A 26,058-nucleotide genomic window follows, 5' to 3' on the forward strand; every position below is an offset into this window, starting at 1 on the left:
ATGACGACAACGACCATGATGACGATGATGATTACGATTATGACGATGATTAATGGTCGCTGGAGGTGTGAATGAAACGTGTAACATTTCTTTTCTTGATGGTGATAGGACTTACTTTCACTCTGGCCGCATGTTCGTCCTATCCGCGCCATCGCTATCCCGATTACAGGGGAGGCGGTTACGAGTATCAATTGGATCGTGTTGAAAATCTCGCAGAAGACTTAGAAGAGGCAACGGATCGTGCATATGAGGAAGCAGAAGACACATCACACCACGGCACGGACCGGGAAGATTATGCGCTCGACAGGCTGAGAGACCTTCACGAAGAAGCAAAGGATTTCAGGAACGAGGTAGATGATCATCGCCGTGACCCGAGAGAGGCCCGCGATGAGTATCGCGACCTGGTAGAAGCTTACTATCGCGCCCGCGAGTCGCTGCGAATCCTGCATGCGTACGATGAGGTGTACCGCGAGTTCGATCGTGTTTCACGCATCATGGCTGAATTAAACAGACTTTACGGTTATGGTCAGCGTGACCCTTACGGATATCGCTAAATAGTTATTGATGGCGGGCTTCTTCGCCCGCCTTTTGCTTGAGACTATGGAAATCTAGAACACTGGAATATCCTGATAGCTCTTAGGAGCATCATGAAACGCGGTGTCCTGGAAGCCCTCATAGCGATTCTTTTTTCCCTGATCTGCCAATTGTTTCTCACTCAAACTTCGGGGATTGTCTGCTTTTTTCTGGCTACCATAATGGTGGTTAGTCCGATTATCTTCTTCATAAAAGTTGGTCAACTCTATGGTCAAAAGTCAGGTCGAAAGGTAAATCTCAATTGGCTGAAATATACGGCGACCATCGTCACAGCAATCCTCTTTTCGTGCTTGATCATCGAAATTGCGCTGCAAATTATTTCACGCGTCTGGAACCGGGAAGACGGATCAACTGCCCACAGCGCTCTTGTGATGCCGGCAAAATGGCAAATGAGAGAAGTTCAAGTCAAAGGGAGCATGCGTTCCTACTACTGGCAAAACGTTCTTCATGTGCACAACAAGGAAGGCATGAGATGGATTGGAGAATTTCCGGAGAAAAGACCGGAAACCTTTCGGATTATTGCAATCGGTGACTCTCTAACCTATGGCTATGGAATTCCTCAGAAAGACACATACCCCAGCGTAATCGAGCAAGAGTTGGCTGAAACATTTCGCGTGGAGGTTCTAAATTTAGGTGTTTCAGCAGCTGAAAGCCAGGACATCCTTGCGATTTTACAGAGGCAATTTCCAAAGCTAAAGCCCGACCTCGTTGTCTACGGAATGTGCCTGAATGATTTTCTTCCCTCCGGTGTGGGTCAATACTACAACAACCGCGCATATCAGGTGCATCTGCCCTTCGTAAAACACTTCGAAACGAATACGCTCACTGGCAAACTCTTTTCCAAACTATACGACTCTTTCCTGATGAAAGTAGGCTTGCGCACGGATTTTCTTGGAGATATTTTGCGTGACTTCAATCATTATCAGGAACGATTCACACGGGATGTCAGGAACATGAACGATTTCGTGCTGGAGAAAGGGCTTCCCCCTATAGTCGCTATGGTGCTTGACCAGTATCCAAATACCAAAGGAACGAGCTACCAGGTTGTACTAGCGGCTGAAGCCCATCTTAAAAGAGCAGGAATGCGAGTGATTCCCAGCGACTATATCTTGCGAAATAACGGCAGAAGAGATTGGAATGTCAGCCTCTGGGAAGGCCATCCCAATGAAAAAGCAAATAGAGTTTTTGCGAAAGAAATCGTTCAGGTATTGAAAAATCTACCTGAACTTCAAACCTTCCGGATTCCAGGAAAATAGGATTCGCCAGATCATGCTCACGCGCTTAGCACGGCGGGCGGCTGAGGCAAAGGGGTTTTAGAGGGAGTTACCTCGCCTGGTCAGAATGGTTTTCGCTCCCGCAACTTTCTTCGGAGTGGGCCGAGAATCGTTCTCATCGGAAACCGTTTCCCCACTGCCAGGATTATAACCCTGAACATTTGCTGAAGTTTCAATGTCCGTCGAACCGCGGAGGCCGTTTTTCCAGAAAGGCTTGCACGCCTTCCGCCATGTCGCGGGTAGAAAGCAGATCCTTCAGATAGATCTGTTCCGCCCTTTGCAGCATCGCGTCGAAATCGAAATCGCTTGTGCAACGCAAAGTTTTCTTCAACAGCATCATCGCACTGAAACTATTGCGTTCGACACTTTCGATCAGCTTTTGTGGGCTGGCGTCAAAAACGCCCTCTATTACGCCAATCCTTGCCGCCTCGGAAGCTTCCAGTGTCTCTCCCGTAAGCAGAAGAGACGAGGCTTTTGCGCCGATTTTCCGCGACAGAAGAACGGCGGCAACGGGTGGAAAACAGGCGAGCTTGATTTCCGAAAAACCCAACTTCGTGTCATCTCTCGCAAAGATAAAATCACAAACCAGCGCCAGTTCCATTCCTCCACCCAATGCATAGCCGTTCAATACAGCAATCGAAATCCCCTCATAATGGTAAAGCTTGCGAATCACTTCATGAAAGTTTTGCAACATCGAAGGAGATAGTTCCGGTGTGTGGATTTTGACATCAACTCCCAGGGAGAAATTTTCGGAGGCCGAAGACAGAATTAGAACCGGAGATTTTGCAGCTCTCTCCAGAGCTTCCGAAAGCTGCCCCATCATCTCAAAATCTAATATGTTAGAGGGAGGGCTATTCAAACGAATGCGGGCAGTTTGCTCATGAAGCTCGAACTCAACAGCCATTTTTTCCTTACGTGATCACATCGGGTACATCGGTTCCGAAGTATCGGACAAGTTCCAGCAACTTCGTAGCCTCTGCTTTCAACGCAGAAAGTACTTCTGAGATATCCCGAACACCGCCATCCTTCAGGTAACGCTCCAGATAAATGCGCAAGGTTGCTCCTTCTGTGCCTGTTCCTGAAAGACGGCATACAATCCGGGAAGAATCATCCAGAAGAATGCGAATCCCCTGATTTTTACTGATACTTCCATCCACAGGATCCACATATTGAAAATCATCGGCAAGAACAATTTTCGATCCTGCAAAATCAGTTCCCTCAAGCAGCAAAAGTCTTTGGCGGATGTTTGAAATCATTTCACTCGCAGCCCCGGCATTCAATTTTTCGTGATCATGCCGCTGATAGTAACTGCGTCCAAAGCGCTTCCAGTGGTCCGTGACGATTTCAGAAACAGGTCTCTGAACGGATGCCAGCACAGACAGCCAGGCCAGCACAGCCCACAAGCCATCCTTTTCGCGAACGTGATTCGAACCGGTCCCGAAACTTTCTTCACCACAAAGCGTGCACATTCCAGCATCCATCAGATTTCCGAAAAACTTCCATCCGGTGGGAGTTTCGTAAGCGGGAACGCCCAACTCCTTTGCCACGCGGTCGACTGCCATGCTTGTCGGCATGGAACGGGCAACGCCTGCAAGCCCTCCTGAGTATCCTGGAATCTTTGTCGCGTGTTCCGCGAGAATCGCGAGCGAATCACCAGGTGTAACAAAAAAGTTTTTGCCCAGAATCATGTTCCGGTCCCCATCTCCATCACAGGCCGCGCCAAAATCCGGAGCGGAGGACGACGACATCAGCTGAACCAGCTCGGCGGCATACACCAGGTTCGGGTCGGGATGATGTCCACCAAAATCTTCCAGGGGAGTCCCGCGCAAAACGGTTCCCTGCGGAGCTCCTGCAATCTCTTCAAGAATGTGAACCGCATACGGACCGGTCACACCGTTCATCGCATCAAAAGCCATCCGAAATCCGCTTTCAAACAGCTTGCGAAGTGATCCAAAATCGAAGAGCTCCTCCATCACCGCCGTGTAATCGGACAATGAATCGATGATCAGGATGCCGGTCCCGCCGACATGATGCTCCGCTTCTCTGTCCAGATCGACATCGGTATGATCTACCGTGAAATACTCCTGAATCCGCAGCGTTTCCTGATAAATTCTTTCGGTAAGCTTTTCGGGTGCAGGCCCTCCGTTTGCAATGTTGTATTTGATTCCAAAGTCTTCGTCGATTCCACCGGGATTGTGACTCGCCGAGAGAACAAGACCGCCCAGGGCCTTCCTTCTCCGGATCACCGCGGACATCGCCGGAGTGGACAGGATTCCGCTTCGGCCCACCAGAACACGCCCCCACCCGTTAGCCGAGGCCATACGTAATATGATCTGAACCGCACTACGGTTGTAGTATCGGCCATCGCCGCCAACAACGAGAGTTTGCGCGGGAGGATCGGCATCTGCCTTGACCGCATTGAATACGGCCTGAACAAAATTTTCCAGGTAGTGCTCTTGCATGAAAATGCGCGTTTTCTTCCGAAGCCCCGAAGTACCCGGTCTTTGATCCTGGAACGGTTTTGTCTGGATGGTTTTTATCGTCACTTTGCCTCACCTCATTGTAGAATAGAAATGTAGCGCGGACGTCACGTCTGCGCAGCTCCGCAGGCGAGACGCCCACGCTACTTTGTAATTATGAAAGTTTTCGAACTATTCTTCCTTGTTCTTATCCTGCCTGCCCTCTCCTATCCTTGTTCCTGTGTTTTTCCGACTTTTGAAGAGCAGTGGGAAACAGCCAGCGCTGTTTTCAGAGGAAAAGTGATTCGGGTTGAACCACAGCAGGAAGGCAAACGCCGGATCGAGCTGGAAGTCGTAAAAAACTGGAAAGGACCGGATGAAAAAGTCATTTCCGTTTTTTCAGCCGAAGACAGCGCGATGTGCGGCTATCCTTTTGAAACAGGCAAGGAGTATCTCGTTTTCGCGACGGGAAAAGATAAATTACACGTCAGTCTCTGTTCGCGAACAAAACAAATTGCTGAGGCCGATGAGGATTTGCATCTACTTGAAAAGAAAGAAGGGAAAAAGGAATCAAAACGGGATCCATTTTCTGAACAGACAGGCGAGAGAATCCAATCGGACAAACTGATTCCCCGCGAATTGAACGTGACTCACGCCGTAATTGTAGGTATTACGCAAAAAGGAAATGAGTTTGGAGCGCTGATTCGCGCGACGAATAACAAGGTTTACTTTCTGAAAGTCGGTGATAAACTGCATGACGGAACGGTGTTGAAAATCGATAAAAACTCCGTTACTTTTCGTAAATACAAAGGATATCGGTCGGTGCTCGTGAAAAAACAGCTCCGGCCCTTTCCCGATCCATAAACTATTGCAGATTGCAGATTGCAGATTGCAAAGTGTCAGAACGAACAGGTCGGATATGCAATATGCAATTTGCGGCATGCAATTGAAATCACATATCTTCGTCAAACATCCAGATAAGACACGGAATGTGTGCTGGACGTGCGGCGCCAAAAGAGAAGAACATCAATATGTCATCTTTCACAATCAGGCGGAAATCACTGTCTCAAAGACGCGCAAAAAGGGGAACGCCCGTTCGGTGCGCTCAAAAGGTCCCGCTATTCGAGCCGTTCGTTAATTCCGGGAGTCCTACATGAAACATTTCCTGATCACGCTTCTACTTTGTGCACTTGTTATTGCAGGATTCACTTCTGAACAGGACGACCGATTCCTGAAACAAGCAAGGGAAATCCTTCGAGAAGTTCCTTTGATTGATGGTCACAATGATCTTCCGTGGCAAATCAGGGACAAATTCAAAAACCATATGCAACAGGTGGACCTGACGGACACAACAAAGCTGAATCCACCGTTTCACACAGACATTCCCCGCTTAAAAAGCGGGATGGTGGGAGGTCAGTTCTGGTCTGTTTATGTGCCGGTTGAACGAAAAGGAGCAGATGCTGTTCGGGATGTGCTTGAACAAATGGATGTGGTTTACCTGATTGTTCAAAAGTACCCAAACGACTTTGAAATGGCCTTCACAGCAGCGGATATTCAGAGAATTCATAAGAAAGGAAAAGTAGCATCTTTGATCGGAATTGAAGGCGGACACTGTATTAACAATTCGCTCGGAGTTCTCCGGCAACTGTTTAGAGGCGGAGCGCGGTATATGACCTTGACGCACTGGAGCAGTACCGATTGGGCTGATGCTGCAACTGCCGATCCCAAATACAAAGGACTGACATCCTTCGGAGAACTGGTGGTTAAAGAGATGAACCGGTTGGGCATGCTTGTGGATATTTCCCATGTTTCCGAGCAAACGATGAACGATGTGCTGGATCTCACACGTTCCCCCGTGATCTTCTCTCATTCCTCTGCGCGCGCAATTTCCGGCCATCCCAGAAATGTACCTGATGATGTGTTGAAACGTCTCCCTTCCAATGGTGGAGTCGTGATGGTGAACTACGCGACCTCTTTTGTTTCTGAAGAGCACCGGAAATGGAACGCCGCCGAAGAAGCTGAAAAAGCGAGACTCAAGGAACTTTTCATCGGAAATCCGGATGAGATCAAAATTCAAACGGAGAACTGGCAAAAAGCGAATCCGCAGCCTGTAGTGACACTGCAACAGCTGGCCGATCACATCGATCACATTCGCAAAACCGCAGGGATCGATCACATTGGTATTGGAGCCGACCTGGATGGGATCAAGGAAGGTCCGGTTGGCCTGAAAGATGTTTCCGCCTATCCGGCACTCATGGCCGAGCTCTTGAAACGAGGCTACACGAAAGAAGAAGTAAAAAAAGTTGCTGGTTTGAATGTGTTGCGTGTTATGAAAAAAACGGAAGAAGTCGCGGCTACTTTACAAAAGGAGATTGCGCCCGAAGATCGCAAGATCGAAGAAGTAGATACGCCCAAGTAGCGCGGACGTCCCGTCTGCGGACTCTGCAGGCGAGACGCCCGCACTACTTTGTTTACAACAGATCTGTGGCGAGCTGTTCCTTTTGCTCCGATGTCAATGCAGTGGATGCCTTGTATCTCGGATGATTCACATGAATTTCAACTTGCGCATCTGCAAATTTTGACGCCTGCTCCTGTGATAAGCAGAATCGAACATAATGCACGGCTGAAATTCGGTCCTCTCTGCTATGCCCTTCTTCAAATTCCGCAGAAACTTTATCCTTTCCCAATGTCATGTAAACGGTATCCGGCGAATCCAGTCCCTGAAAAGTGTCCAACACATCCCGAATCTCGGTGCTTTGCGGAATTTCGATGAAGAGGGTCGCGCTCAAACAACCAGGGTCTGGAATTAAGTCGTTGTACATATCCACTTCAAACTGAATCTTCTTTTCGTCGGTTATATTCTCGATGCGCATCATTTCCTGGATTTGATACGCGACCGTCTCGCGATTTTCAAAAGTGAAGGAAAGTCGCGGACCGACTTCGATGCGTCGCTTTTTCTTGAGCGCAATGATTTCCTTGCGCCGGTCTTCGCGGACTTTCAGGTACTCTTCATTCTTTAACAGCTCAGAAGAATTTAGCTTGTTCATAGTTCACTCGTTATCATAAGCTCGAACTCCCCTCCTTATGAAGGAGGGGGTAGAGGGGGGGTGGAGATTCGATCACCTACTCAATCCGTAGGCGCGGTGCAAAACTTCTATCGGATGCAATGGAACGTTCATCGTGCCCTGCTCAATTTGCATACCTGACAATGGACAATCTGTGCACACAATCTCCGCAGCACTGTCCTTGATCTCGCGGAATAATTTTCCTGCCATCTTCAAAGATAGTTCGTAAAACTGCTTTTTCATTCCCCACGTTCCATCCATTGCGGAGCACTGTTCGACCAACTTCACACGCACATTCGGGATCGTGCGCAGCAAATCCATTGATTTGTATCCGATATTTTGTGCGCGAAGATGGCACGGAATCTGATACCCAATCGTTTTGAACGGAGTGTTTACAAAATCGATGTTAAGCTCTCCCTTACCTTTCAGCTCCATCAGGAATTCACAAAGGTCTCTGGTCATTTTGCTCATGCTCTCCGCAGCGGGGTCCTGGGTAAAGTACGCAAACTCATTTTTCAATACGTACGTACAGGTGGGTCCGATGGAAAGGATCGGGATTTTTTCCGTAACGAATTTAGAAAACGTCCTGACATTCGATTTCATATTGGCAGCGGCTTTTTCTACTTCCCCGCCATCCAGGAAAGGCATACCACAACAAACTTGCTCCGGCACAAGAACCTCGAAACCATTTTTCTCCAGTACTTCAACTGCGGCAATTCCCTGGCTGACGCTGTAATAGTTCACAAAGCAAGAATGAAAAAAGGCGACTTTTTTATCGCTCTTCAACGGATTGGGTCGCTTGTGAAACCATTCCTGGAACGTCTCTTCAGCAAAATCAGGAAGCTTCCGGTCTTCATGAATTCCAGCTGTCCAGCTCAGGATCTTCCGGAATAAACTTTGACGGTTGGCAAGATTGGCAACAGGAGCAAAATGGCACCCGAGTTTTCCAGTGCGATCCGGATCCCCGAGATAACGGTCTTGAAAGGATGTCCCCTGTTCTTTGACGCGAACCGCTTTTTCCCGGAGCAATAGACGTGGGAAATCGAGATCCCAGTGGTGCGGCGGGGTGTAAGGACATTTCACGTAACAGATCTTGCATTGATAACAAAGATCTGTAACTTCAGCGATCTCTTTTTCGCTGAGACTCCGCACTTCCGCATCATGCTCATCCACATGCTTGAACAGCGCCGGAAATGAAGGGCACAGGTTGAAACACATGCGGCAATGGTGACAAACGTCAAAAACGCGATCAATTTCCTGGCGTAAGTCCTGTTTGTTCCAGAAAAGCGGGTCACCCGGATTGCGAATCATGATTTTTTAAAACGCCAAGACGTCAAGAGCGCCAAGAGAAAAAATTCTTATTGTCTTGGCGTCCTTGGCGCCTTGGCGGTCGAATCTTATAATTCCTGGATGCTGCCAAGACCTTGCGAAAATCGTCCAGCGTGCGATTTTTCGGCGCGGGCAAGTGTCTCAAACCAGTCGGCGATTTCGTCAAAACCGTCTTCACGAGCCGTTCGCGCGAAGCCGGGATACATCTCCGTATATTCGTACGTTTCACCTTCTACCGCCGATTGAAGATTCTGCCGCGTGTTCCCTATTTGGACTCCGGTTACCGGATCGCCCACCTCCTTCAAATAATCAAGATGGCCAAAGGCATGTCCGGTCTCCGCCTCAGATGTATCTCTGAATAATCCACCGATGTCAGGATAGCCCTCAATATCTGCGCGACGCGCGAAATATAAATAGCGGCGATTGGCCTGAGATTCCGCCGCAAAAGCGTGTTTCAAATTCTCATGGGTTCGTGTTCCTTTTAATGCCATAAAACCCTCCTTACATTTTGGGATGATTAGTTCTGATTTCCACGACATGTGGGACAGACCCCGAGAAACTCAACCCGATATTCCAGAATCTTGTAACGGCGCATCTGTGATTTGTGCGCGAAATGAATGTCGCTCTGAGGGACATCCTCCAGACGGTTGCATTGCACGCACCGCAGATGAGAGTGCCGCGAAAGATTTGCATCGTAACGCGCCGCGCCTCTGGCAGTCGTGATCTCCAAAAGCAGTCCTTCCGCGGTGAGCTGTTTTAGATTGCGATAAACCGTTCCCAGACTGATGCGCGGCATCTGAACACGCGCCTGATCATACACCCAATCCGCCGTCGGATGGCCCATCGTAGAAGCCACGATGTCATAGATGAGTTTCTTTTGCCTGCTCATAATTAAGTGCCAAAGCAAAACTAATAATAATAACGATTACTATTCTAATAGTATACGCAAAGCATAGCAAGTTTCTGGTAAGTCCCAAAGTTGTGTTGCTATATTTCTCCCCCTTATAAAGGGGGAGATCAAAGAGGGGGTTGTCTTATTGGAATCTTTCCCAACCTCCCCTTAGTCCCCTCCTTCAGGGGAAATCCCTGGATAGCCTACTGCTTGCATCGACTCCACTAATATGTAATACTTATTACATTAATATGAAATGGTTGTTTCTGGTTCACCAGATCCACACACCCAATTCGAGGGAGCGCGTGAAGGTATGGAGAGCAATCAAGAAGATCGGTGCGGTGCTTTACCGGAATTCCGTATATGTCCTGCCGTACGGCAAGGAACGTCTCGAAGACTTCCAGTGGGTCTGCCAGCAAATTAATGACTCCCAGGGAGAAGCTTCCATCTTTACCTCAAACGCCGAATCGGAAAAGGAGGACTTTGTGATCGAAACTCTCTTTCACAAAGCGAGAGGTGAGGATTATGCGGCTCTTATCGCATCCGGAGCGCGATTACTCAGCCGGATCAATTCGAGCAAGAAGCGGAAGGGGTGGACCGATTCAAAACGATTCGCTTTTCAGAAAGAAGCATTGCAACTGCGGGAACAATTTGAAGAGACTCGCAAAATCGATTTTTTTTCAAACCCCGTATCCAGAAAAGCGCACCAAATTTTGAACGACATTTCTGCGCGACTCATATCTTCGGAGGAAAAAATGACGACTGCATCCGCAAAAAACTATTCACGAAAAGAATTTCAAGGAAAAACCTGGACGACCCGCGAAAACATACACATCGACCGCCTCTGCACAGCCTGGCTGATTCAACGCTTCATCGATCCTTCTGCAAAATTCGTTTTTGGACCGGAGAACTCGTTGCCTGCTGATGCCATTCCTTTTGATGTTTTCGGGGCCGAATTCGGTCATCATGGAGAGGATTGCACTTTCGAGACCATGGTAAAAGCATTTGGTATACGCGACGCCGCGATCGCAGAAATCTCAGAGATCATTCACGACGTCGATCTGAAGGATCATAAGTTCGGAAGGAGTGAAGCGAACGGAATCAATCTGGTAATCCGTTCTCTTTCCGACTCCATGAAAGATGATCACCGTGTGCTGGAAATAGGGTCATCCATTCTGGACGGCCTCTATCAGTCCTTTTCCAAACAGAGCCGGAAGGCAAAGTCTTAAATGGAGGAACTACAAACCCGAAAAGCAACATTTTCTGAAGCTTTTCGATTCTGGGTAAAGCTCGGATTCATCAGTTTTGGCGGACCCACCGGCCAGATCGCTATCATGCACACTGAACTCGTGGAAAAGAAACGATGGATCAATGAACCGCGTTTTCTCCATGCCTTGAACTATTGCATGTTTCTTCCTGGTCCCGAAGCGCAACAACTGGCCATCTATATCGGCTGGTTGCTTCACCGGACAACCGGTGGAATCGTAGCAGGCGCATTTTTTGTTTTGCCTTCCATTTTCCTGATGTGGATGCTCAGTTACATCTACGTGGAATACGGAAATGTCACTTTCATCTCATCCATTTTCTATGGTCTGAAAGGAGCTGTGACCGCAATCATCGCCGTTGCAGTGCTGCGAATTGGAAAAAGAGTTTTGAAGAACGAAGCCATGTGGTTGATCGCGGCGGGAGCCTTTGTCGCCATCTTTTTTTTTGAAGTGCCTTTCCCGTTGATCGTGTTGTCGGCTGCAGTCATGGGTTTGGTAGGAGGGAAGATACTGCCACAAAAGTTTCTGGTTGTGGTGCCTCCGAGCTCCGCGGGCGGGTCGCTTGAGCCACTTCCAACCGAAGAACACACAAAACCATCCTGGCGTCGCGCATTCAAGGTGCTCATCGTATGCTTAGCGCTCTGGTGGCTTCCCATTTTACTGATCGGACTTCGCGTGGGATGGAATCACACGCTCTTCCGCGAAGGTGTTTTTTTCTCAAAGGCTGCGATGGTCACTTTTGGGGGCGCTTATGCCGTGCTTCCCTATGTTGCTCAACAGGCTGAGAATGATCACTGGCTTGAACCAGGACAAATGATGGATGGTCTGGGTCTGGCCGAGACCACGCCGGGTCCCTTGATCATGGTGGTGCAATTTGTCGGCTTTCTTGCGGCTTGGAATCAGCCGCAGGGATTGCCGACTTTAACCGCTGCCACTCTGGGAGCATTGATCAGCACTTGGGCCACTTTCCTGCCTTGCTTCTTGTGGATTTTCCTGGGCGCGCCTCACATTGAACAGATGCGGGGAAATACAAAGCTGACCTCTTCCCTTTCCGCGGTCACAGCCGCTATCGTTGGTGTTGTGCTGAACCTCGCTGTCTCGTTCGCAAGCCATTCGATGTTTCCCGTTGGATGGAACGTGGATTGGTTTTTGTTATCGCTGAGCGTAGCCGGCTTCATCGTTATGGCGGTGTGGAAGCTGGACATTATTCCAGTGGTTCTTCTTTCCGCCATGTTTGGCCTGTGGTACCGCTTGATTCAGGAGGGAATTTGAAAGCAGCAAGTCAAAGCACATTAATTCTTACGCGCTCCGAGATTGCCGGACTGATGAATTTTTCAGATTACGTTGAGGCTGTGGAGCAAGCGTTTCGTCTTCTAGCTTCATCACAGATTCTTGGGCCGGGTGTTCTTGATGTTCCCGGAAAAGAGGGAATGTTTCACGTTAAAAGCGCGGGAATGCCGATCAAGAACGACGTCTATATTGCCGTGAAAGTGAACGGCAACTTCCCTGAAAATAAAAAACGGTTTGGTTTGCCGACGATTCAGGGAGCCATTCTCCTTTGCGACGGAATACGAGGCTATCCGCTGGCGCTCATGGATTCGACCGAAATCACAATGCAACGAACAGGCGCTGCTACGGCAATTGCCGCCAGGCATCTTGCGCGCTCGAATTCAAAAGTGGCAACCGTTTGCGGTTGTGGAACTCAGGGAAGAATTCAACTCCTTGCGTTGAAACATGTGTTGCCGCTGACGCATGCTTTTGCATTTGATCAGGACAGAATGCTCGCGGAACAGTTTGCGACACAGATGACCAAGGAGCTGGAAATTCCAGTTCATGCCATCGACAATCTTGACGAAGGCACAAAGCAAAGCGATGCAATTGTTACCTGCACAACTTCGCGCCGCTTTTTCCTCAAAAAGGAGCATGTCCAAAAAGGAACGTTTGTTGCTGCGGTGGGCGCAGACAGTCACAACAAGCAGGAGATCCAACCCGAACTTCTTGCGTCAAGCAAAGTCGTGACCGATATCCTGGATCAGTGCGCGCGCATTGGCGATCTACATCATGCCATTCAGGCACAGCTTATGACGCATACAGATGTGTATGCACAACTTCATGAAATCATCAATGGAAACAAACAGGCTCGAAACTCGGAGGAGGAAATCGTGATTTTTGATTCTACAGGGACTGCGATTCAGGATGTCGCTTCAGCAGCGGTTGTCTATCAGCGCGCCGTTGAGCGCGGAATTGGAAACTTCATCGACTTGATTCAATCATGACTGAAGGAATTAGCCTTTACACAAGAAAAGTTCGAAAAGAATTCGAAGCGATGCTGAAGAAGCTTGTGGAAATTCCATCTGTAAGCGCTGATCCGGCAAGGAAGACGGATATACAACGAACGGCGGATGTTGCAGAAAAATTGTTGCTCTCCGAAGGCGCGGACGCGCAGCAGATCCAAACAAAAGGGAATCCGGTAGTTGTCGGACTCTTCGCAATGCCGGGTGCCAGAAGCGCCGTCACGATTTATAACCACCTGGACGTTCAACCGGCTGATGAGCCGGAATGGAAGCGGGATCCTTTTATATTCAAGAAACAAGGCGACAAGTATTTCGGCCGAGGTAGCACCGATGACAAAGGGCCGGCGCTCACTGCCCTTCTTGCTGCGCGTTATGCGAAACAGAACCGAATTCCAATCAATATTCAATTTGTCTGGGAACTCGAAGAAGAGATTGGATCTCCTCACTTTGAAGAGTTTCTGAAGAAGCAGAAGGATGAGTTAAAAACCGACTCCGTCGTTGTGATCGATTCCGTTTGGGTTTCCGCAAAGAGGCCGTGCATTTTTTACGCATTGCGTGGCAATATCACCGGCTCGATGATTCTGGAAACCGCTGGTCACGCGGTTCATTCAGGCGTTACCGGTGGCGTTGCCCGGAATCCCCTTTTCGAACTTTGCAAAGTTGCCGCTCAGTGTTATGACGCGGATTCCAGCAAGATTCTCATCCCCGGTTTCTATGAAGGCATTGTCGAACCGACTCCAGCAGAGCTTTCCAATTTTCGAAAGTCCGGTTTCCGGTTGAAAGAATGGGCGAAAAGTTACGGGTTGAAGAAGATTCAGGTCAAAGATCGCGACGAAGCGTTCAAAAGAATCTGGTGCCGCCCGACATTTGAAGTGGTTGGAATTACAGGTGGATACACCGGTCCAGGAGTCAAGACAGCAATTCCGGGACGAGCTGAACTGAAATTCAGTTGCCGGCTTGCACCCAATCAGAATCCGAAACAAATCTGCAAGCAACTCAAAGCGCATATCCGGAAAATAAATCCGGACGTGAGAGTACACTTTCATTCCGCGCTTCGTCCTTATCTTGGAGCTTTTTCCGGCAGCTATGCTCAAGTGGCGTCCGACGCTTTTCTGCATGGCTTTTCGCGGCGGCCCGCATTTGCGCGCGCCGGCGGCTCGGATGGGGCAATCATTCTGTTGCAAGAATATCTAAAAGCCCCGATCACTCTCATGGGGCTATCCTTACCCGAGCACGGGTATCACGCACCTAATGAATACTTTGATTGGGGGCAGGCTGCCGGCGGCATCAAAACGTTAGTGAAGTATTTTGAGCTGGCGGCTAAGCTCTAGGATTTCGCAGGCGAGACGCCCGCGCTACTCAGGATTTCGGAGGCGAGACGCCCGCGCTACTCAGGATTTCGCAGGCGAGACGCCCGAGCTACTCAGGATTTCTCAGGCGAGACGCCCGCGCTACTCAGTTTGAAGAGGTCCAGCTCTCTTTTTCCAGGATCCACTTACCATCGAGTTTCACCATTCTGACCGACCCGCTAGTTTTGTTATTGGAAACGGGATCCTTCCCTTCCACGGTCAAGATTGCGCGATCCCCTTGCAATAAACCCTTCACAATTTTCACTTCGGTTGCGCGCATCATTTTCATCAACCCGAGCATGTTGGCTGCCTGAGGATCATCCAGTTTCTTGGCCTGTTCAGGCACTATGTATTTTTTGAGCTCCTGGGGGTTTCCGGATTGAATTGCTTTTTCATACTCGCGAAAGGCTTTGCCGGGCTCTCCACCATCCGGAGGCAACGGTGTACCCGAGGTCTCATCCAATGCAGGTGCTATCTTGTCTTTCACGTCTGTATCAAATTCCACATCGAATGTGTATTTGCGTCCAAAGCTTTCATCCGGTTCGGCCAAATAGACCTTTCCAGCGACACGGGACAGATCAAACTTCGTGGGTTCGAAATTGCAAACAGAGTTCCCCGATCGCTGCACGGTACCGAGAACGATCAATCCTGTAGCCTGTTTTTCATCATCCAGGCGAACAAGAATCCCGTGAAGTTTTCCGGACTCAGCGAGTGTATCCAGGTTGTACAGATCAAAATCACTCTCCGCCACCGGCTGATCCGTCAGTAAAACAAGAATATCTTTCTTGCTTTTTTCAAATGGACTTTCATCAGTTCTGGCTTGAACTGAATTAATTGCATAGGTTTTACCATCCAGAACAAAGTTTCCTTTTGCGGTTCCGCCGAATACAGACACTGCTGCCAGAAGAAAACACAGGAAAGCGACTGTACGTAACATCGAAGCCTCCGTAAACTGACTTTTTATTATAATTGCCGATTCGTTGTTGTCATTCTGCCAAGCCTGATTATAATGTTGCACGGGGAGAAGGACTAGGGAGAACCATCTATGAGATATTTCGTGCTGGGGTTGTTCCTGATTGTCACAACAGTATCATCGGGACATGCCGAAGAAGCGGCTTCTACGGCGCATGGCCCGGATTTTGTAAACAGCTTATTTGTTTTCATGCTTGCCACTTTTATCGGGCTGGGTGTAATCACGCGTGTTTCCCGGCTTCTTCATACTCCGTTAATGTCCTTGACGAACGCAATCTCCGCGATCGCGGTTGTCGGTTCCATTGTGATAACGGGTGGCGATCATCCATTGTTCATCACCCTGCTGGGCGCAATCGCGCTTTTTGCATCGATGACCAATATAGTTAGCGGCTTTTTGATCACAGACCGAATGCTGAAGATGTTTAAGAAGCAGGAGCAGAATAAGTCATGAGATACGAGATCATTCAGATCGGTTATCTGATAGCGACTGCTCTATTCATTTTTGCACTGTATTGGATGAACCATCCGCGAACTGCCCGGAAAGGCGTTTTTGCGGGTGTGGCAGCGATGGCTATGGCCGTTATCGCCACGATGGCAGGGCCGGGCATTTCAAACTGGCACTGGATTGCAGGGGCAGTTGCTCTCGGCTTCATCGTTGGCGTTCCCTTGTCATGGGTGCCACTCACCGCCGTTCCGCAACGAACCGCGCTTTCGCATGCTTTCGGCGGTTTGGCCGCGGGTCTTGTGGGGACTGCGAAATATTATTTGTGGCTGTCCGAAGGTCCTGAGAACCTCACCGCTTTCCGAATGTGTGCGATCGTTGTGGAAATCATTCTTGGCTTCCTCACATTCACCGGCAGCTTGATGGCAGCCGGCAAACTCCAGGAGCTCAAATGGATTCCGCAGCGTCCCGTTACTTATCGCTTTCAGAACGTCAGCAATATTGGATTGCTGGGGATTGCTGTTCTATGCGGTTTCCTTCTGATTATTCGGCCTGTTGAATTGTCTTACCTGTTCCCGGCGATCATCGTTCTTTCCTTGCTTTTTGGAATCCTGCTGATTATTCCCATCGGTGGAGCGGACATGCCGACTGTCATTTCGTTGCTCAATTCGTATGCAGGACTCTCCGCGGTCGCGATGGGATTCGTGCTGGACAACAAACTCCTGGTGACAGCGGGTGCGCTGGATGGCTCTTCAGGTTTGATTCTTTCCATCATCATGTGTCGCGCAATGAATCGTTCTTTTACCAACGTTCTTTTCGGAGCATTCGGACAGATTCAGGCGAAAGCTCAAGCGGCCCTGACGAAATCGATTAAAACGGAAACGCCCGAAGGGGCGGCACAGGTCATGGAAAATGCGAGTCTGATTGTAATCGTTCCCGGCTACGGGATGGCGGTTGCGCAAGCCCAGCATCGCGTGCGGGAGCTCTATGACAATCTCACGAAAAGAGGAGTGGATGTCCGCTTCGCAATCCACCCTGTTGCGGGCCGCATGCCAGGACACATGAATGTTCTACTCGCAGAAGCGGATATTCCGTATGACAAACTCGTAGAAATGGATGATATGAATCCGGAGATGCCGCAAGCCGATGTTGTCCTGGTCATTGGCGCCAACGATGTTGTGAATCCCGCCGCGCGACATGACAAAGGAAGTCCGATTTATGGAATGCCGATCATAGACGCAGACAAATCGAAAACCTGTTTTGCCATCAAACGATCGATGAATCCGGGTTTCGCCGGAATTGAAAACGAGCTTTACTACGCGGACCACACTTACATGCTCTTTGGAGACGCAAAAGCGGTCGTCGGTGATCTTGTGAAAAATCTCAGCGGAGCATCCGGAGGACATTGATGAAAATCGGAATTCCGAAAGAGACAGCAGCCGGCGAAACACGAGTCGCAATGTATCCGGCGCTCGTGTCCTCTTACACAAAAGACAAGCACGAAGTACTCGTGGAAAGAGATGCCGGTCAGGGCGCTGCCTTTTCTGATGAGATGTATTCCGCCGCCGGCGCTCGCATTCTACCGGATGCGAAACAGCTTAACGAAGAGGCCGACATCATATTAAAAGTGCAACCGTCCAACAAGAAGGAAGCTGAACAACTGCGTGAAGGAACCAGCTTGATCGGGTTTTTATCCGCTTTCACAAATCATGAAACGGTGCGCATTTTTGCCGCTCGAAAAATTACGGCGTACGCGATGGAGATGATTCCCAGGATCACGCGCGCGCAAAGCATGGACGCCCTCAGCTCCATGGCCACAGTTGCCGGTTATAAATCGGTCCTGTTGGCGGCGGATCATATTCACAAAATGTTCCCGCTGATGATGACCGCGGCCGGTACGATCACACCCGCAACGGTTTTGATTCTTGGAGCAGGTGTCGCCGGTCTTCAGGCAATCGCAACCGCAAGACGACTCGGTGCGAAAGTGGAAGCATTTGATCCCCGGCCTGCTGTGAAAGAGCAGGTCAAGTCTCTTGGCGCAATGTTTGTGGAAATGGAAATGCCTGCGGATGCGGAAACGGCCGGCGGTTATGCGAAAGAGCTTTCACCGGAGTTCATACAAAAAGAAATGGAAGCAATCGGCGGACGCCTTCCCAAAGTGGACGTGGTTATCTGCACAGCCCAGGTATTCGGAAAGAAAGCGCCGCTGCTGATCACAGCCGACATGGTGAAAATGTTGCGCGCCGGTTCGATCATCGTGGACCTCGCTGCCGAACAAGGTGGCAATTGCGAACTTACAGAAGCCGGCATAACCACAACTCACAATGGCGTCAAAATCATCGGCGCAGTTAATTTGCCCGCTACAATGCCGCTCGATGCAAGCCAGTTGTACTCCCGCAACGTCCAGAATCTTTTCCGCCACCTCTACCCGAAAGCGGATGCGGTACCCGATTTCACTGATGAAATCACCCGCGGCTGCTGCGTCACGCGCGATGGCCAGATCGTAAACGATGCGATCCGAAATGCCGTTGGTTCGTAAAAGTCCAACCCCGATATAATCAAATGATATAAAAGGGAGGAAACATGAAACGATGGAGTTTTTTGCTTTTGCTCGCAAGCTTCTTTGTTTTTGAATCGAAAACGCTTCAAGCCCAGGACTTCATCTTTGATGGTGTAAAGGTAAAAGATTTCAAGGCTTGCGATTCGGAGGTATTGGCGGAAAATACGTGCCCGCAGACCACGGGACTGCTACCCGGCTACGCCCTCAAAAAAGGGAAAACCGCCGCTCGCAAGTATCTGGAAAAGACTGAAGGTAAAGGTAAGGATAAAAAAATATTCTATACTTGCCAGGCGTCAGAAACTCCTGGGGGAAATGACAAACCCTGTGACAAGGCAACTGCATGCAACTGTCGTCTTTTTGAACTTGATCCGAAGAAGGGGTCCGAGTGGACGATTGCACAAAATCAAATTAAAGGCAATGTCGGATCTGCCAACGAATTCGCCGTACCCAAAAAAGGTTTTGATTACGCCTGTATCTGCAAAAAGTAATATCGGTTTTACGGTAAGCGTTCCGTTTGCAAGATTGATATAATTCTTACAGTGTCCATCCCTGTTGATACGCTCCTTGGTCCCTACAAGATTCTTGCATTCATTGGAAAAGGCGGCATGAGTGAGGTGTACCAGGCAAGTGATGAGCGTTTAGGAAGAAATGTAGCGATCAAAGTTTTACCTGGCGAAACCAGCCAGGATACTGACTCGCTCAAACGTCTCACCAGGGAAGCCAAAGCGCTTGCAGCTCTCTCGCATCCTAATATTGTCACGATCCGTGATGTCGGTAGCGCCGGGGGTATTTCCTTTGTTGTAATGGAATATCTGGAAGGAGAAACGTTGCGTCATCGAATTGGGCGCACGGGTCTTCCCTGGAAAAGTGCGCTCGAAATTGCAATCTCGGTTGCCGATGCACTCTCAGCCGCCCATTCAAAAAGCGTGATTCATAAGGACCTGAAGTCTGAAAATATTTTTCTGACTTCCAAGCGCTCGGTCAAGATTCTTGATTTCGGACTTGCCCGTTTCAAACCAGTCGTCCCGGAGAATCAGTTAAGTCAAACGCCGACTGTGTCGCAAGTAACAGAAGCAGGAAAGATTAGCGGAACGCTGCAATACATGTCTCCTGAGCACGTTCAAGGATCTGCTGTGGACGCACGCAGCGATATTTTTTCATTTGGGTGTGTCCTCTACGAAATGATGACCGGGAAGCGCCCTTTTGCAAAGATAATGCTGCTGAAACAATAGCCGCAATGCTGAAAGAAAACCCTGCCAATCTTGGCGATTCAGGAAAGAATGTTCCGCCCGAACTGGAACACATCGTTTCTCGATGTCTGGAAAAGAATCCCGATAAGCGCTTCCAGTCAGCGTCCGATCTGGCGTTTGCTTTGCGCGAAGTTTTTAGCGCAGCAGGAGTTTCAAAAACCATTTCGCAAAAAGATTTGCCTCATCCGCATCGAAGGAACGCCGACTGATAGCGTAACGGCGTATGATTACTACCTGAAAGGACCAACAAAGACTGCTCGCAGAAACGACGCATAGAAAAGAAAAAAATGTGACACGCATCCCACCTCAAAGTACTGGAAACTTCTCTCCCCCGGTCTATATATACGTCTATAGAAAAAAGGAGTGATTTTATGATTGCTACTGCAACTGCCAGTTCCTTGCAAACATACAAAGCAAAACAATTTCCTTTGAGCGGCCTGAAGGGAATTTCAGATGAAACGCTGGAGATGCATTTCACACTGTATGAAGGGTACGTGAAGGAAACAAACAAGTTGAACGAGAAACTCGCGGAATTTCTAAAAGATGGAAATGTGGATCAGGACGAGTTCCCCGCTTATTCCGAAATCACGAGACGATTGGGATTTGAATACAACGGAATGGTCCTGCATGAGTATTATTTTGAGAACATGAAAAAGGATGGAACCGTGGACCCGGACCGTAAATCCGGATTCTATCAAGCGGCGCAAGCGAGTTTTGGTTCGTACAAAACATGGAAAACCGATTTTGTCGGTGTGGGCAAAATGAGAGGCGTTGGATGGGCGATCTGCTATCAGAATCCCGCAAACAATGCGCTCTCCAATCACTGGATCACGCTGCACGAAACGGGAAACGTATCCGGATTCATTCCCATTCTAGTGATGGACGTATGGGAGCACGCCTTTATCCTGGATTACAAACCGGCGGAACGTCCGAAATATATTGAAGCTTTCTTCACCAACATCAATTGGGATGAGGTCAATCGCAGATTGAAGAAGTAACAGAAGCATCTCACCGTTCGAGAAGATGCCTGTAAAGCTGGTTCAGATCCTTCATGATTTCTTCCGCATGAAAGGATTTCTCCGGATTTCTGTCCGGATGATATTTCATCGCCAGTTGCTTATAGATTTTTTCTGCGCGTCCCGTCGGTCTGGATCGAGAGGATCTGCGCACTGCTCGCAGCTCCTCAAACAATCGTTCCAGCTCCTTCTTTAATCGCAAGGTTTCCGCGTGAGACCTGGCGAGGGATTCCTTTTGTGTTTCATTTTCACGATAGAAGCGCACGACATCGGAAAAAAGGAGTTTACCGTGTTTGAACGCAATGTCCGGAAGCTTTTTGCCGACATAAAGGGTCCGGATCTTCCCCTTTTCATCGGGATAATTCACGTTCCAGTAGGGACCATGCGGCCGGTTCTTCTTGTTCTTGCAGCGTTTACAGAATTTTCTGCCGCAGTTCCGGTAAGACTCCACGAAGCTGATGCTGTCCCGGTCTTCACGCGCGCTGAAGATCCGTATGTCCTTTCCTTTACAAATTTTTTCAATCTTTTCGTAATTTTTCATTTGTTCTTGTTTATCCAGTACAAGCTGACTTGACAAAAGTTCGAAAGTTGTGGTATAATGCGAAGCACTTCAGTTAAGTTCCTTCCTTTTAAGCGAAATCCTTAAACCGGCACATTGTTTTGCGCTTTCGCATGAATTTCGCGCCAGTAATTCTGTCCTGACTCAGGAAGTGTATCGACGGGATCGTAATACTCGTACATATGATCGAGAGCATCCGTCTGGTCGGCTTCGACCACTGTGCGGTAGTTTTTCGTCCAGTAGCTGATTCCAAGCTTCAGGTCATATCTTTTCGCTTGATGAACCCATCTCTTTCCGACAAAAGGGACGTCGCAGACGATTCTCGGCGTTGCAAAACCGGGGAGATACCCCATGATGTCGTGCTGGAGCTGCTGCGCTTCATGCACCGCAACCCTCCAGTGTTCGGAGTTCGGAATCATGTCGCACATGTAAAAGTAGTAAGGCATGATGTGAGCTCGATCGAGCAAAGTGAAACAGAGATCCAACAGGTCTTTGGTGGTGGTATTAATGCGGCGCAAAAGGACTCCTTGATTTCGAACGTCGCGAAAACCCATATCCAGCAGTTTTAGAGTGGCTTCCGCCAGTAAAGGAGTAATGGAATTCGCATGATTCACATGCGTATGAATCGCGATGTCGACTTCCCGTTCCCGCGCTTTTTTTGCAATCCGGCTCAACGCTTTCAAAACTTCATCTTGCAAGAAGTGTTGAGGAAGTCCCATAAGCCCTTTCGTTGCCAAACGGATGTCCCGGATATTCGGGATTTCTATGAGTGCCATCACAAACTGTTCCAGGACGGTTACCGGCACGTTCGCAACGTCACCACCCGAAACCACAACATCACGAACAGAAGGATTGCTCCGCAGGTATTCCAGCATTTCTGCATATCGTTCCTTCTGCCCAATTGAGAATTTATGTTTTTCGACCATCGGAACGCTGTTGCCGACCAGATCCATTCGCGTGCAGTGACCACAATACTGAGGGCATGTACTCAAGAGCTCCGCCAGAACTTTTGTCGGGTAGCGGTGAGTCAGACCTTCCACAACCCACATGTCGCTTTCGTGCAGCGAATCTCGTGTAGCTTTTGGATGACTGGGCCATTCATGATGCCGGTCCTCGTAAGCAGGAAGCATGTATCTTCGCACCGGATCGTTCCAGAGATCCTTCTCGTTCACGGTGTTCAGCATGTGAGGAGGAACCAACATTGACATCGTTGCCCTCTCCCGCTGATCACGCTCGATGCTTTTTAACAGCGAATCAGGGATGAGGGTGCCATAGACTTCGTGCAATTCACGAAGATTTTTTACGGTGTGCTTTCTTTGCCAGATCGCTGTGCGCCATTCTTCAGCCGTAACATTCCGATAGCCAGGCAAACGACGCCAGTCCGGTTCCGCAAACTCTCGCTGCAGCGGATACCGGTAAGGCTGAGCAAATTTTCTGTCGATGCTATGGATGTGTTCCATTTTGGTCCTCTCCCGACGAGCTTCCCCCTGAAACTCCTTCCTAAGTATACAGTAGCGGCCAGTTCTCGCGCAATTCACAGAAAGAAAATAAACAAAGTAGCGCGGCCGTCCCGGCTGCGCAAGCTCAGAATCGCAGGCGGGACGCCCGCGCTACTTTGCTTCTTGAAAGTTGGAGTTGTCTCGAGTAACGTATGAACGAAGGAATTCTATGCAGGAAAAGGAGTATCAATACATTGGGTGGGGCATTTTTGGCGTGACGATTTTGATTGCTTTCATATGGTGTAGAAATGAATCCGGACTCACGGGATTGCTGATCCGAACGGGTCAAAAACTATTCGACATCCGCTTTGTACAGATCAGCTGGCTGATTACTGTTCTGGTGGTCTGTCTCCCGGGATTTATCGCAAAACGTTATTTTGACAACCTTGCATGGAATGCGCGTTTGAAAAAGGCTCCTCCGCCGAATATTCATGAATCCGCCAAAAAGAGCAAATATATCAGCCTTGATCAGGCACCACCCCCGCCGCCGAAACCGGTTGAAATCAGTTCGCTTCCAAAGCATCAGGAAGAATTCATTGCAACTTGTGCCAGCTGCGGCCACTTCTTTTCTGCTAAAAAGACCGACACCGATTTAAAATGTCCTCAGTGTGGAGAAACCATACAGATCGGCGCGTAAGTCCTTACAATATCAGGTGAAACTATGGGTTTAGATGTTACTTTAATGCCTTTAAATAAGATTCTAGGTGACCCGAAACGGGCTTCGGAGCATGCGGCATTTTTGAAGGTGACAGGGCTTGTGGTGCCTTCAGGAAACGATCAGAATTTCGGCTACACCGAACAGGTCGGTCCTTATGCAATCTTTCATCATCTCTGGCGTTATGCAGCAAACATTGAGATGAATAACAAACCTCCCGATGAGCCGGGGACGCATCCTTTGGATGACCTGTATTATCAGCAGGCAATGGCAAAACCGCAAACCCGATTTGATCATTTGTTGCGGCATTCCGATGATTATGGATACTACTACCCTGTTGATTTCGATAGACCTCTTGAAATCATCGCGGATGCCGAATCAGGTGGCTTTCTAAAGAAGCTTTTTGGAAGTTCAAAGCCCGATCTCAAACCTGTCTCCTTCGGTTCTGCAATCCGTTTACAGAAAGAGCTCCTGGAAATCAATGAATTCCTCAAGGTTCCAGTTCGCGATGAAGCACCTTCGCAAACATACGAAGATGGAATTCATGGAGATGAATGGGGAGATGAAAAGTGGACCTGGACCGTCCTGTACTTTATGTCCCGCAAGGCCATCGAACATGGCCAGATCGTTGTCTTTGAATAACCTTTGAACCCTTGAACCTTTGTTATGATTCGCTTTGAAAACATCGCAATTGTATTTCAGGGGCGAAGCCTGTTTTCCAACGTGAACTGGCAAATCACCGAAGGACATCGTATTGGCCTGGTTGGCGTGAATGGTTCCGGGAAATCCACACTCTTGAAACTCGTCACGGGGCTTTTAGAACCGGATTCCGGCCGCATCGTGCGTGCGAAGAATTTCTCCGTTGGCTATTTGCCGCAGGAACTCACTTCCACTTCAGAACAAACCGTATTTGACGAAGCTTTGTCCGGATGCGGATCCGCGAGGGAGATCGAGCTTCAGTTGCAGGCAACAGAAAGAGCGATGACCGAAACGGATCCCAAATCGGAGGAATATGCAGAGCTTGTACATGAGTTTGGGCGACTTCAGCATTTGTTCGAAGAGGCAGATGGTTTTACATTGCAATCGAAAACCGCTCGTGTTTTACAAGGACTCGCTGTTCCTTCCGAATGGTGGAAATTGCCGCTGAAACAATTAAGCGGCGGTTGGCAAATGCGTGTGCATCTTGCGCGCTTGATTCTGTCAGCCCCTTCCCTCTTGCTTCTGGATGAACCCACGAATCATCTGGATGTTGAGTCGATTGTCTGGCTTTCCTCTTTTCTCCGGACGTACGAAGGCGGACTCGTGATGATCTCTCACGATCGATATTTCCTAGATGAAAATGTTCGCGAGATCGTTGAGATTGAAAATCGAAAACTGCACTTTTATGCGGGTAACTTTTCCTTCTACCAGCAAGAAAAGCAGAATCGTTTGGAGTTGTTGCTCAACACTTACGAGAATCAGCAAGGTGAGATTGCAAGAACGGAGAGGTTCATTGAACGCTTCCGCTATAAAGCCACGAAAGCGCGTCAGGTGCAGAGTCGCATCAAGCAACTGGAAAAACTGGAGCGCGTCGAACTTCCAGATGGAACGGAGGAAATCCATCTTCGATTGCCAGAAGCTCCCCGCTCGGGACGCGTGGTCCTCGAAGGTCAAAAACTCGGACATTCTTATGGCGATAAAAACGTTTTTTCAAACTTAAATTTTCTCCTGGAACGTGGCGAGAAAGTAGCGCTGGTCGGGGTGAATGGCGCTGGAAAAACCACTCTTCTAAAGATTCTTGCAAATGTCGAAAATCCAGTCGAAGGATCGGTAAATTTTGGACATAATGTCTTCCCCGCTTACTACGCTCAGATTGTGGCGGAACAATTCGATTTGCGAAACACGGTTCTCAAGGAAATGCTGCGCGAAGACACGGGACACGATGAAACATTTCTCCGGACGATTCTCGGATCCTTTTTATTTACAGGCGACGCCGTGTACAAGAAAGTATCTGTGCTTTCCGGTGGAGAAAAGAGCAGACTGGCTCTTGCAAAAATCCTTTTGCGACCCTCCAACCTGTTGTTGCTGGACGAACCGACAAACCATCTGGACATGGCATCCAAAGATATTTTATTGGAGGCGCTTCAGGAATATAAAGGTGCGATTCTTTTTATCGCACACGATCGTTATTTTATGGATCAACTTGCCCAAAGAATCCTGGAACTGAAGGACGGAATTCTCACCTCCTATCCGGGCAACTACTCCGAATATGTGTTGAAGATTTCGACGCAGCCAGGAGTATCAGTGCAAGAAGACGCGAAAGCACCCGTGTATCACAAGAGCCGCGAGCAGAAGAAGTTAGAGGCGGAGCAACGAAGCAAACAAGCGCGATTTAAAAAAGAGATCACTGAGCCGCTGGCAAAACTGGAGGAATCGATTGCCGTCAAAGAAGCTGAGATGAAGAGGCTGGAGAGTATTCTGGCAGATGACCGAATCTATTCAGACAGCCGCCATCAGGACTACATTCAAAAATACGAGCATTTGAAGAGAAGTCTGGAAGGCGAGTATAGGAAGTGGGAAGAATTACAGAAGCGAAAAGAAGAAG

The 26,058-nt window shown here is 48.8% G+C and carries 26 protein-coding genes and 1 pseudogene; 18 read left to right on the plus strand and 9 right to left on the minus strand.

All coding sequences use genetic code 11. From position 1 onward, the window contains the following. Positions 1 to 71 precede the first annotated feature (71 nt). Both L0156_10045 and L0156_10050 read left to right on the plus strand, forming a co-directional pair. The gene (locus tag L0156_10045; protein ID MCI0603344.1) at positions 72 to 554 is read left to right on the plus strand and encodes a hypothetical protein; all 483 of its coding nucleotides are present in this window, start codon (positions 72 to 74) and stop codon (positions 552 to 554) included. Positions 555 to 647: 93 nt separating this feature from the next. Further along, positions 648 to 1,850, plus strand: coding sequence for a GDSL-type esterase/lipase family protein (locus tag L0156_10050; GenBank protein ID MCI0603345.1), 1,203 nt, complete (start codon positions 648 to 650; stop codon positions 1,848 to 1,850). Positions 1,851 to 2,040: 190 nt separating this feature from the next. Here L0156_10050 and L0156_10055 read toward each other — a convergent pair whose 3' ends face one another. Both L0156_10055 and L0156_10060 read right to left on the minus strand, forming a co-directional pair. Beyond that, entirely contained in the window at positions 2,041 to 2,772 is a 732-nt protein-coding gene (locus L0156_10055) for an enoyl-CoA hydratase/isomerase family protein (protein ID MCI0603346.1), read from the minus strand. 7 nt (positions 2,773 to 2,779) lie between these two features. Beyond that, positions 2,780 to 4,414 carry an alpha-D-glucose phosphate-specific phosphoglucomutase gene (locus tag L0156_10060; protein ID MCI0603347.1) on the minus strand — a complete coding sequence of 545 codons (1,635 nt, stop codon included), beginning with the start codon at positions 4,412 to 4,414 and terminating at the stop codon, positions 2,780 to 2,782. 90 nt (positions 4,415 to 4,504) lie between these two features. On the opposite strand from L0156_10060, the gene L0156_10065 reads away from it, so the two are divergent. Continuing rightward, entirely contained in the window at positions 4,505 to 5,191 is a 687-nt protein-coding gene (locus L0156_10065; protein MCI0603348.1) for a hypothetical protein, read from the plus strand. A gap of 289 nt (positions 5,192 to 5,480) precedes the next feature. Beyond that, positions 5,481 to 6,746: a dipeptidase gene (locus L0156_10070; protein MCI0603349.1), complete on the plus strand. Its 1,266-nt coding sequence runs from the start codon at positions 5,481 to 5,483 to the stop codon at positions 6,744 to 6,746. 52 nt (positions 6,747 to 6,798) lie between these two features. On the opposite strand, the gene L0156_10075 is transcribed toward L0156_10070, so the two are convergent. The 4 genes from L0156_10075 to L0156_10090 form a co-directional block, all read right to left on the minus strand. Beyond that, positions 6,799 to 7,374 carry a DUF3501 family protein gene (locus L0156_10075; protein MCI0603350.1) on the minus strand — a complete coding sequence of 192 codons (576 nt, stop codon included), beginning with the start codon at positions 7,372 to 7,374 and terminating at the stop codon, positions 6,799 to 6,801. Positions 7,375 to 7,446: 72 nt separating this feature from the next. Next, positions 7,447 to 8,703: a 4Fe-4S dicluster domain-containing protein gene (locus L0156_10080; GenBank protein MCI0603351.1), complete on the minus strand. Its 1,257-nt coding sequence runs from the start codon at positions 8,701 to 8,703 to the stop codon at positions 7,447 to 7,449. A gap of 86 nt (positions 8,704 to 8,789) precedes the next feature. Next, entirely contained in the window at positions 8,790 to 9,212 is a 423-nt protein-coding gene (locus tag L0156_10085) for a rubrerythrin family protein (GenBank protein ID MCI0603352.1), read from the minus strand. A gap of 26 nt (positions 9,213 to 9,238) precedes the next feature. After that, complete coding sequence (locus L0156_10090; GenBank protein ID MCI0603353.1) at positions 9,239 to 9,610, minus strand: transcriptional repressor; 372 nt, start codon at positions 9,608 to 9,610, stop codon at positions 9,239 to 9,241. Between the two features lie 254 nt (positions 9,611 to 9,864). On the opposite strand from L0156_10090, the gene L0156_10095 reads away from it, so the two are divergent. From L0156_10095 to L0156_10110, 4 genes are read left to right on the plus strand one after another with little or no spacing between them, the layout of a single operon-like run. Next, a complete protein-coding gene (locus tag L0156_10095; GenBank protein ID MCI0603354.1) occupies positions 9,865 to 10,842 on the plus strand; it encodes a chromate resistance protein in 978 nt (325 codons plus the stop codon). Further along, complete coding sequence (gene chrA / locus L0156_10100) at positions 10,843 to 12,150, plus strand: chromate efflux transporter (protein ID MCI0603355.1); 1,308 nt, start codon at positions 10,843 to 10,845, stop codon at positions 12,148 to 12,150. Continuing rightward, complete coding sequence (locus L0156_10105) at positions 12,147 to 13,154, plus strand: ornithine cyclodeaminase family protein (protein MCI0603356.1); 1,008 nt, start codon at positions 12,147 to 12,149, stop codon at positions 13,152 to 13,154. Before chrA ends, L0156_10105 begins: the two co-directional genes overlap by 4 nt. After that, the gene (locus L0156_10110) at positions 13,151 to 14,503 is read left to right on the plus strand and encodes a M20/M25/M40 family metallo-hydrolase (protein ID MCI0603357.1); all 1,353 of its coding nucleotides are present in this window, start codon (positions 13,151 to 13,153) and stop codon (positions 14,501 to 14,503) included. Before L0156_10105 ends, L0156_10110 begins: the two co-directional genes overlap by 4 nt. A 124-nt stretch (positions 14,504 to 14,627) precedes the next feature. Here the strand turns inward: L0156_10110 and L0156_10115 are convergent, their stop codons facing one another. Further along, positions 14,628 to 15,458, minus strand: coding sequence for a DUF4878 domain-containing protein (locus tag L0156_10115; protein ID MCI0603358.1), 831 nt, complete (start codon positions 15,456 to 15,458; stop codon positions 14,628 to 14,630). Positions 15,459 to 15,683: 225 nt separating this feature from the next. Between L0156_10115 and L0156_10120 the strand changes: the two genes are divergently transcribed. The 7 genes from L0156_10120 to L0156_10150 all read left to right on the plus strand — a co-directional run bounded on the left by L0156_10120 (position 15,684) and on the right by L0156_10150 (position 20,743). Then, the gene (locus L0156_10120; GenBank protein MCI0603359.1) at positions 15,684 to 15,944 is read left to right on the plus strand and encodes an NAD(P) transhydrogenase subunit alpha; all 261 of its coding nucleotides are present in this window, start codon (positions 15,684 to 15,686) and stop codon (positions 15,942 to 15,944) included. After that, entirely contained in the window at positions 15,941 to 17,344 is a 1,404-nt protein-coding gene (locus L0156_10125; protein ID MCI0603360.1) for an NAD(P)(+) transhydrogenase (Re/Si-specific) subunit beta, read from the plus strand. The genes L0156_10120 and L0156_10125 overlap by 4 nt, the downstream gene beginning before the upstream one ends. Continuing rightward, on the plus strand, positions 17,344 to 18,474 hold the full coding sequence (locus L0156_10130; protein ID MCI0603361.1) for a Re/Si-specific NAD(P)(+) transhydrogenase subunit alpha: 1,131 nt from the start codon (positions 17,344 to 17,346) through the stop codon (positions 18,472 to 18,474). Before L0156_10125 ends, L0156_10130 begins: the two co-directional genes overlap by 1 nt. Positions 18,475 to 18,542: 68 nt before the next feature. Next, positions 18,543 to 18,983, plus strand: coding sequence for a hypothetical protein (locus L0156_10135; GenBank protein MCI0603362.1), 441 nt, complete (start codon positions 18,543 to 18,545; stop codon positions 18,981 to 18,983). A 51-nt stretch (positions 18,984 to 19,034) separates the two neighbouring features. After that, entirely contained in the window at positions 19,035 to 19,727 is a 693-nt protein-coding gene (locus tag L0156_10140) for a serine/threonine protein kinase (GenBank protein ID MCI0603363.1), read from the plus strand. Positions 19,728 to 19,732: 5 nt separating this feature from the next. Then, positions 19,733 to 19,954, plus strand: coding sequence for a hypothetical protein (locus L0156_10145; protein MCI0603364.1), 222 nt, complete (start codon positions 19,733 to 19,735; stop codon positions 19,952 to 19,954). 162 nt (positions 19,955 to 20,116) lie between these two features. Further along, positions 20,117 to 20,743 carry a superoxide dismutase gene (locus tag L0156_10150; protein MCI0603365.1) on the plus strand — a complete coding sequence of 209 codons (627 nt, stop codon included), beginning with the start codon at positions 20,117 to 20,119 and terminating at the stop codon, positions 20,741 to 20,743. A gap of 31 nt (positions 20,744 to 20,774) precedes the next feature. Here L0156_10150 and L0156_10155 read toward each other — a convergent pair. Both L0156_10155 and L0156_10160 read right to left on the minus strand, forming a co-directional pair. Continuing rightward, positions 20,775 to 20,924, minus strand: a pseudogene (locus tag L0156_10155) (DnaJ domain-containing protein). Between the two features lie 479 nt (positions 20,925 to 21,403). Then, complete coding sequence (locus tag L0156_10160; protein MCI0603366.1) at positions 21,404 to 22,780, minus strand: lysine 2,3-aminomutase; 1,377 nt, start codon at positions 22,778 to 22,780, stop codon at positions 21,404 to 21,406. A 208-nt stretch (positions 22,781 to 22,988) separates the two neighbouring features. Between L0156_10160 and L0156_10165 the strand changes: the two genes are divergently transcribed. From L0156_10165 to L0156_10175, 3 genes are all read left to right on the plus strand, one after another. After that, the gene (locus tag L0156_10165) at positions 22,989 to 23,456 is read left to right on the plus strand and encodes a hypothetical protein (protein MCI0603367.1); all 468 of its coding nucleotides are present in this window, start codon (positions 22,989 to 22,991) and stop codon (positions 23,454 to 23,456) included. A 24-nt stretch (positions 23,457 to 23,480) separates the two neighbouring features. Beyond that, on the plus strand, positions 23,481 to 24,116 hold the full coding sequence (locus L0156_10170) for a hypothetical protein (GenBank protein ID MCI0603368.1): 636 nt from the start codon (positions 23,481 to 23,483) through the stop codon (positions 24,114 to 24,116). Positions 24,117 to 24,140: 24 nt separating this feature from the next. Further along, positions 24,141 to 26,058 (plus strand): ATP-binding cassette domain-containing protein (locus L0156_10175; protein ID MCI0603369.1); only part of this gene is annotated, 1,918 nt, incomplete at its 3' end.

The organism is bacterium (assembly GCA_022616075.1).
In the GTDB taxonomy this organism is placed as follows: Bacteria; Acidobacteriota; HRBIN11; order JAKEFK01; family JAKEFK01; genus JAKEFK01.

Coding starts and splice junctions, on each gene's coding strand:
- L0156_10065 (MCI0603348.1), top strand. CDS start 4,505: ATGAAAGTTTTCGAACTATTCTTCCTTGTTCTTATCCTGCCTGCCCTC.
- L0156_10145 (MCI0603364.1), top strand. CDS start 19,733: ATGCTGAAAGAAAACCCTGCCAATCTTGGCGATTCAGGAAAGAATGTT.
- L0156_10055 (MCI0603346.1), bottom strand. CDS start 2,772: ATGGCTGTTGAGTTCGAGCTTCATGAGCAAACTGCCCGCATTCGTTTG.
- L0156_10080 (MCI0603351.1), bottom strand. CDS start 8,703: ATGATTCGCAATCCGGGTGACCCGCTTTTCTGGAACAAACAGGACTTA.
- L0156_10125 (MCI0603360.1), top strand. CDS start 15,941: ATGAGATACGAGATCATTCAGATCGGTTATCTGATAGCGACTGCTCTA.
- L0156_10075 (MCI0603350.1), bottom strand. CDS start 7,374: ATGAACAAGCTAAATTCTTCTGAGCTGTTAAAGAATGAAGAGTACCTG.
- L0156_10120 (MCI0603359.1), top strand. CDS start 15,684: ATGCTTGCCACTTTTATCGGGCTGGGTGTAATCACGCGTGTTTCCCGG.
- L0156_10165 (MCI0603367.1), top strand. CDS start 22,989: ATGCAGGAAAAGGAGTATCAATACATTGGGTGGGGCATTTTTGGCGTG.
- L0156_10110 (MCI0603357.1), top strand. CDS start 13,151: ATGACTGAAGGAATTAGCCTTTACACAAGAAAAGTTCGAAAAGAATTC.
- L0156_10130 (MCI0603361.1), top strand. CDS start 17,344: ATGAAAATCGGAATTCCGAAAGAGACAGCAGCCGGCGAAACACGAGTC.
- L0156_10150 (MCI0603365.1), top strand. CDS start 20,117: ATGATTGCTACTGCAACTGCCAGTTCCTTGCAAACATACAAAGCAAAA.
- L0156_10170 (MCI0603368.1), top strand. CDS start 23,481: ATGGGTTTAGATGTTACTTTAATGCCTTTAAATAAGATTCTAGGTGAC.
- L0156_10095 (MCI0603354.1), top strand. CDS start 9,865: ATGAAATGGTTGTTTCTGGTTCACCAGATCCACACACCCAATTCGAGG.
- chrA (MCI0603355.1), top strand. CDS start 10,843: ATGGAGGAACTACAAACCCGAAAAGCAACATTTTCTGAAGCTTTTCGA.
- L0156_10085 (MCI0603352.1), bottom strand. CDS start 9,212: ATGGCATTAAAAGGAACACGAACCCATGAGAATTTGAAACACGCTTTT.
- L0156_10045 (MCI0603344.1), top strand. CDS start 72: ATGAAACGTGTAACATTTCTTTTCTTGATGGTGATAGGACTTACTTTC.
- L0156_10050 (MCI0603345.1), top strand. CDS start 648: ATGAAACGCGGTGTCCTGGAAGCCCTCATAGCGATTCTTTTTTCCCTG.
- L0156_10160 (MCI0603366.1), bottom strand. CDS start 22,780: ATGGAACACATCCATAGCATCGACAGAAAATTTGCTCAGCCTTACCGG.
- L0156_10115 (MCI0603358.1), bottom strand. CDS start 15,458: ATGTTACGTACAGTCGCTTTCCTGTGTTTTCTTCTGGCAGCAGTGTCT.
- L0156_10090 (MCI0603353.1), bottom strand. CDS start 9,610: ATGAGCAGGCAAAAGAAACTCATCTATGACATCGTGGCTTCTACGATG.
- L0156_10070 (MCI0603349.1), top strand. CDS start 5,481: ATGAAACATTTCCTGATCACGCTTCTACTTTGTGCACTTGTTATTGCA.